At 44.5% G+C, this 6,337-nt stretch carries 5 protein-coding genes and 1 pseudogene; all 6 read left to right on the top strand.

Annotated features, from left to right (window positions below):
- Positions 1–77 precede the first annotated feature (77 nt).
- The 6 genes and pseudogenes from QUA04_RS28275 to QUA04_RS28250 all read left to right on the top strand — a co-directional run bounded on the left by QUA04_RS28275 (position 78) and on the right by QUA04_RS28250 (position 6,303).
- The gene (locus QUA04_RS28275) at positions 78–383 is read left to right on the top strand and encodes a hypothetical protein (protein WP_333263715.1); all 306 of its coding nucleotides are present in this window, start codon (positions 78–80) and stop codon (positions 381–383) included.
- Positions 384–512: 129 nt separating this feature from the next.
- Positions 513–1,534 (top strand): annotated as a pseudogene (locus QUA04_RS28270) (protein kinase domain-containing protein); the annotation flags it as partial.
- Positions 1,535–1,628: 94 nt separating this feature from the next.
- Positions 1,629–1,964, top strand: a complete 336-nt coding sequence (locus tag QUA04_RS28265; protein ID WP_333263712.1) for a response regulator transcription factor — start codon at positions 1,629–1,631, stop codon at positions 1,962–1,964.
- 143 nt (positions 1,965–2,107) lie between these two features.
- A complete protein-coding gene (locus tag QUA04_RS28260) occupies positions 2,108–4,270 on the top strand; it encodes a flotillin family protein (protein WP_333263710.1) in 2,163 nt (720 codons plus the stop codon).
- A gap of 272 nt (positions 4,271–4,542) precedes the next feature.
- The gene (locus QUA04_RS28255) at positions 4,543–5,076 is read left to right on the top strand and encodes a ferric reductase-like transmembrane domain-containing protein (protein ID WP_333263707.1); all 534 of its coding nucleotides are present in this window, start codon (positions 4,543–4,545) and stop codon (positions 5,074–5,076) included.
- Between the two features lie 147 nt (positions 5,077–5,223).
- A complete protein-coding gene (locus tag QUA04_RS28250) occupies positions 5,224–6,303 on the top strand; it encodes a WD40 repeat domain-containing protein (RefSeq protein WP_333263704.1) in 1,080 nt (359 codons plus the stop codon).
- The last annotated feature ends 34 nt before the right edge of the window (positions 6,304–6,337 follow it).

Genomic DNA, 6,337 nt, shown 5'->3' with positions numbered 1-6,337 from the left:
CTGCAATGAATGATGAATACATGATGCTTCTTCTCAAATCCTTTTGTCAAGGCTGATTGAGATGCTCTTACCCTGGGATGAATACAACTTTGGAATCCTTGAGCAATGGAGTCCCAATGGTGGCAATTCCTGTGGCGAATGATCAGCCGGGAGTGGCGGCGCGGATTGGTTATACGGGTGTTGGCGAGGTGGTTTCTTTGAAGGAATTGAGCATTCCTAAAGTCCGATCGGCAATTGAGAAAGTCCTAACCCAAGAATCGTATAAACAAAGGGCGATCGAGATGCAAGAGGCGATCGGGCGATCGGGAGGAGTCAAGCGCGCTGCTGACATTATCGAACAGGTTGTATTGACTGGGAAACCTGTCTTAGCTTCTCAAATCTAAAATCTAAGATGTGGAGTCAAATCTAAAATCTAAAATCTAAAATCTAAAATCGACTGATGGCTCACGCACCTCTGGTGTGATGAGCAAATTTATGCTATGTTCGACTGCAAAGTTGACAGCGGTATGAATATGCTGACTCTTCCCGGCGTTGAAGTCACAGATCTCATCTACGAAAGCGCAAACTCCCTGGTTTACCGAGCATTCCGACAACCCGACAGTCTCCCCGTCATCCTCAAAGTCCTTAAAGAAAATTATCCCACACCCCAAGAACTCGCCCGCTATCGCACAGAGTATAAAATTACACAATCTCTTAACCTGAGCGGCTGTATAAAAGCCTATGATTTGCAGCCATATCAAAACACGCTGGTGATGTTTGTGGAGGATTTTGGCGGCGAATCCTTGAAAATTTGGATGCAGCAAACATTTAGTATTGCAGAATTCCTCAGAATTGCGATCGCCACCACAGAAAGTTTACAACAAATTCACAGCGCCCACATCATTCACAAAGACATTAACCCTTCAAATATTGTCTTCAATCCAGCTAGCGGAGAACTCAAAATTATCGATTTTGGCATTTCCACGCAGTTGACGCGAGAGAATTACACCATCAAAAATCCCAACATTTTAGAGGGAAATCTTGCTTATATGTCGCCGAAACCTGCAGAATGAACCGAAGTTTAGATTACCGCACAGATTTTTATTTTCTGGGGGCTACATTTTACGAACTGCTGAGATACCAACGGCCTTTTGACACTAACGATGTCCTGGAATTAGTACACAGTCATCTCGCTAAGCAGCCCTTATCTCCCTTTGAGGTGAATCCCGAAATTCCGCAAGTTGTTTCCGAGATTGTCATGAAGTTGATGGCGGAAAATGCTGAAGAACGCTATCAAAATGCTTTCGGAATAAAAGTTCATTTAGAAAAATGTTTAAATCACCTGCACGGCTCTAACAATATATCTGTTTTTTCTCTAGGTTTTCAAGATATTTATGACTGTTTTCAAATCCAGCAAAAACTTTACGGCAGAGAGCGAGAAATTGATAGCTTACTAACAGCTTTTGAACGAGTCAGCGGACACAGGCAAGATGCCTGTGCCACAAGCGCAATGATGCTGATTTCGGGATATTCTGGTATCGGCAAATCAGCTATGGAATCGCCCCATTGCTGCGATTTGTGCGGAGTTTCCCAGCGCCCGGATTGTCCTGCTGACGACTTATGACGGCGATGAAAACATCTATCGCGGATTGCAAGCGGGTGCTAAGGGCTATCTGCTTAAGGATGCGGAACCCAAGGAGCTTTTAGCAGCGATTCGGGCTGTTTTTGAGGGTAAAAAGTACATTCCGCTGGCAGTGGGTGTTAAGTTAGCCGATCGCCTGAGTGGGCCTGAATTGAGCGAGCGCGAATTAGAAGTCATCCGCCTCATAGTCGCTGGTAAAAGCAACAACGAGATTAGTGAAGTTTTGCACATCAGCGAAAGCACCGTCAAGTTTCACATCAACAATATTTTGAGCAAAATGGGAGTTAGTGATCGCACGCAAGCCGCGATTTCCGCATTAAAACGGGGGATTTTCAGCCTGTAGTTTAATGAGCAGTATTTTTTTTACTGAGAAATATGACTATTATGACTGCAAATAATGATAAATAAGACCTTAAGTTTTATGTAAAAACTTTTTAGTAAGGCTAAGCTGGAGCTCATAGGACAAATTAGCCCTGCTCAAAAAAAATGCTTTATTCATTTTTGTCCAAATCTCAAGTCAAAATCCGCGTTTTAAAACAGTTAGCAGCCGCTGTTTCGGCGTCTTTAGCTCTTAGTGCAACAACCAGTTTGAAACCCTCGCTGGTATTAGCCACTAGCAATATCCCCCCCGCAAATCAAACCTCGACTCAGCTAGCTGCAAAACCTGATTCTAGTTTGCAGCTAGGGCAGTTGCGTACCACTGTTCCCGTGCAGACAATGCAGCTCGATGCGGGCGGATTTATCCCGATCGCGATTGGCGGTATGATAATTATTCTGGTGCTGCCATTATTTTTTGGCGGATTGGTGGTAATTGGCGATCGGGAAGTTGGCATTGTCAGTAAAAAGTTTAGCTTCGGCGGCAAGTCTTTACCCCCCGGAGATTTAATTGCCTTAAACGGAGAAGCGGGATATCAAGCTGATACTTTGCCCCCCGGTTGGCACTGGGGTTATTGGCCTTTGCAGTACAACGTTCGCAAAGAGTCTCTGACTGTAGTTCCCCAAGGTGAAATTGCTCTCATTATCGCAGCAGGTGGTCAGTCAATTCCGCCGCAGCGCATCCTCGGCAAAATCACAGAATGCGACAATTTTCAAGATGCTCGCAAATTCCTCAAAGGCGGCGGCGAAAAAGGTAGACAACTCGGCATTGTGACTGGCGGTAGCTATCGAATTAATACAGCATTATTTACCGTGATTACAGCGGCAAATGCTGCCAAACACGGGATGACAGCAGAACTATTGAAGCTGTACAAAATTGCCCCAGACAAAGTAGGAATTGTCACAACTTTTGATGGCGTTCCGATTCAAGATGGCGAAATTGCCGGCCCGATTATTCCGAATCACGACAACTTCCAAAACGCGCAAAAATTTATCGCCGCCGGCGGGCGGCGCGGTTTGCAGGAACAGGTGTTGCTTTCGGGTTCGTGGAACTTAAATCCTTGGTTTGTCGGGGTTGACCAAGTGGCGATGACCGAAATCCCGATCGGCTATGTCGGCGCGGTCATTTCCTATGTCGGCAAAACCTCGGAAGATGTGAGCGGTGCTGCTTTCACTCACGGAAATTTAGTAAATGTCGGCAACAAAGGGGTTTGGGTAACTCCCCTTTATCCGGGGAAACATCCGCTGAACACTCGCATTTTGAAAGTAGAGTTAGTGCCGACTACTAATATAGTATTGAATTGGTCGGGCAAAACAGAAAGGCACAGTTACGATTCTAAACTTTCGTCTTTAACCGTGCGTTCTCAAGACGGTTTTGCCTTTGATTTAGAAGTAGCTCAGATTATTCACGTCGGGGCTTTGGATGCTCCGAAAGTTATCTCTCGCGTCGGTTCAATGCAGAATTTAGTAGACCACGTTTTGCAGCCGACAATTGGCAATTATTTCCGCAATTCTGCTCAAGCTTATTCTGTATTAGATTTTCTCTCGGCAAGAAGCGGCAGGCAAGCGGAAGCAGCAGAGTATATCAGAGCAGCTTTGCGTACCTATGACGTGCAAGCAATTGATACTTTGATCGGGGATATTTTGCCACCGGCAGAGTTGATGCAAACTCAAACTGATCGCAAAATTGCTGAGGAACAGTGCAAGACTTATGAGGTGCAGCAAGTAGCACAAACTCAGCGGCAACAATTGGTGCGGGAAACGGCGCTGGCTGAGATTCAACAAGAGATGGTCAAATCGGAACAAGGCGTGAAGATTTCAGAGTTGAAAGCAAATTCTCAGGTTAAACAAGCTCAAGGTGAAGCTGAGTCGATTCGGGTGAAGGGAAATGCTCAAGCTGAAGCTTATCGCGCGGGTGTTGTAGCTTTGGGAGGTTCCGGTTATACGGCTTTGCAGTTAATGCAAATTATAGGCGATCGTAACGTGCGAGTTGTGCCGGATGTTGCGGTAACAGGCAACGGTAGCGGCGGCGGTTTGGTTGATGGTTTGCTGGGAATGATGATGTGGAATCAAACGAGCAAAAATGGAGAAAATGGCGGGGATTTACCTGTAGTTAACCTACAGAAATCGGAACCTGCGGCAAAGTTATCAGTAGCCCAGGTGAATTCTGTTAAGCCGCCGGCATCTCGCGCTAATTCCCCTGTTGCGAATTCTGAGGCTGAGATTGACTCGCGGTTTGATGAATTGCCGTTTGACGATCGATCTTTTAGTTAGGCTGTGTAGTTTGTAGTCAGGACTTCAGTCCTCTCTTATGGAAAGGGGGTCTTACCACTTTGTAGTTTTGCACCATACCTAGCCCAAAGTTCAGCTAATCTTCTCAATCCAATGTCAGGATTAGCTGACATTGGATTGAGTTAAAAACTCAACTTTTAACCAGCTATTTTTGCGAATACTTTTTATCCACTTAAAACTTAATTGAAATGGCGATTTTCCAATGCTAGCCTACGTAGAATTAAAGTTTACCTCTTTAGCAATAAGAGTAATTTATGCAACTTTTAACCATAGATTTAGATACATTTTCTCAGGCGAGTCTCCTGGGATTCGCGGCCTTAACAGCCTATATTCTCACACTACTTCCCACAAATTTGAGAATAGTTTTTCCTCTCACAAAAAAAACAGGCTTTCCCCAATGGCTGCTAAAATATCGCCGCGTCATTGGTCTGCTATCTTTCTTTTTAGCTGTACTTCACGGATTCATCTTTTTCAAACAAAGAAACTTTGATATCTTTGATCTCAAAACTTATTTTGTTTACTTCCAGGGAGTATCAAGCTTCATTATTTTCACTCTTTTGGCTATCACCTCTAACGATTGGAGTGTGAAAAGACTCAAAAAAAATTGGAAAAAATTGCAGATTCTCACTTACCTTGCTATGTTTTTAGTAACCTGGCATATCTGGGATAAAATGGCAGGTCACTGGACATATTTAACCCCTGTTGGAATTGCAGCTATAACCGCCACAATAGTTTTATTCCTCGGTCGGCTCTTGATTGATCGCCAATCTAGACAACAAAAAAATTAGCCAAAAGAAGGCAAAGTAACAGGGCGAAACCCGAGTGTTGGATAGCATTTTTTAAACGTAGAATGTCGCCGAAACCTCCTCGATCAATTTCTGGGCTTTAAATCGGGGAGTTTATTTTACATAAACTGAGTTGTGGAGGCTATATTTATGATATCAAAAGCATTTAAATGGAAACTTTCAGCAGCTTTGACATTAACAGCAGTTGTAACTGCGGCCGGCATCGGCTGGTCTAGGTCGCTTTCGGAATCGGAAACAACTCTATCTCAGTTGAAATCGGGGTTGTTCACTCAATCTTCCAGCAGTTTTAAAGAGAATTCAGGGTGGATTTACGCGATCGCACTCAGTCCAGACGGCAAAACTTTAGCCAGCGGCTGTTATAGCGGCATTATCAAAATCTGGAACTTGCAAACCGGCAAATTACTTTACACCTTAAAAGCACATACCGATGCAATTGAATCCCTCGCCATTAGTCCTGATGGCAATGTTTTGGCTAGCGGGAGTTGGGATAACCGGATTAAATTGTGGAATCTCAAAACTGGCATACTCATCAATACCTTGAAAGGTCATGCGGATGATGTCAAGGCAATAAGTATCAGTCCTGATGGAAGGTTACTCGCTTCTGGCAGTACCGACAAAACTGTAAAACTGTGGAATTTTCCCGATGGCAAACTACTGGGCACACTTCAAGATACAGACTGGATTAAATCTGTCGCTTTTAGCCCAGACAGTAAAATTTTGGCAATCGGCAGCCAGAATGGAACTATCAAGATTTGGTGGCTTGATGATGGCGGCAATTACACACTGACTGGGCATTCCGGGTCGGTGGAATCAGTTGCATTCAGTCCTGACGGGAAAACTTTAGCCAGTGGCAGTGCGGATAAAACTGTTAAGCTGTGGCAGTTTACAGATGGCAAAGTTCTGCACACATTAACAGGACATTCCGGCCCGGTTCTCTCAGTTGCTTTTAGCCCGGATGGACAGGCTTTAGCTAGTGGCAGCTACGACAAAACTATTAAGCTGTGGAACTTAAAAACAGGTGAACTGATAACAAATTTTGCGGAGCATTCTAAGCCAGTTTGGTCAGTTGCTTTTAGCTCTCAAGATACTTTCTTAGCCAGCGGTAGCGCAGATGAAACTATTAAGCTGTGGCCTGTACCTGTCCCGCTTGCGACTCAGGTTAACTCGGGAGCATCCCGGTTTTGTAAAAGTGCTATGCAGAGAGGATAATAGGTAGAGCGTCAACAGAAGCGTGAACTGCATT

Origin of the sequence: Microcoleus sp. S13_C5, assembly GCF_036700845.1 — a bacterium.
In the GTDB taxonomy this organism is placed as follows: domain Bacteria; phylum Cyanobacteriota; class Cyanobacteriia; order Cyanobacteriales; family Microcoleaceae; genus Microcoleus.
The sequence above is the reverse complement of the archived record's forward strand: the minus strand, read 5'-3'. Positions and strand labels throughout refer to the sequence as shown.

What these genes read in the sequence shown, in the direction of transcription:
- QUA04_RS28275 (WP_333263715.1), top strand. Translation starts at nt 78, where the DNA reads ATGAATACAACTTTGGAATCCTTGAGCAATGGAGTCCCAATGGTGGCA.
- QUA04_RS28260 (WP_333263710.1), top strand. Translation starts at nt 2,108, where the DNA reads ATGCTTTATTCATTTTTGTCCAAATCTCAAGTCAAAATCCGCGTTTTA.
- QUA04_RS28255 (WP_333263707.1), top strand. Translation starts at nt 4,543, where the DNA reads ATGCAACTTTTAACCATAGATTTAGATACATTTTCTCAGGCGAGTCTC.
- QUA04_RS28250 (WP_333263704.1), top strand. Translation starts at nt 5,224, where the DNA reads ATGATATCAAAAGCATTTAAATGGAAACTTTCAGCAGCTTTGACATTA.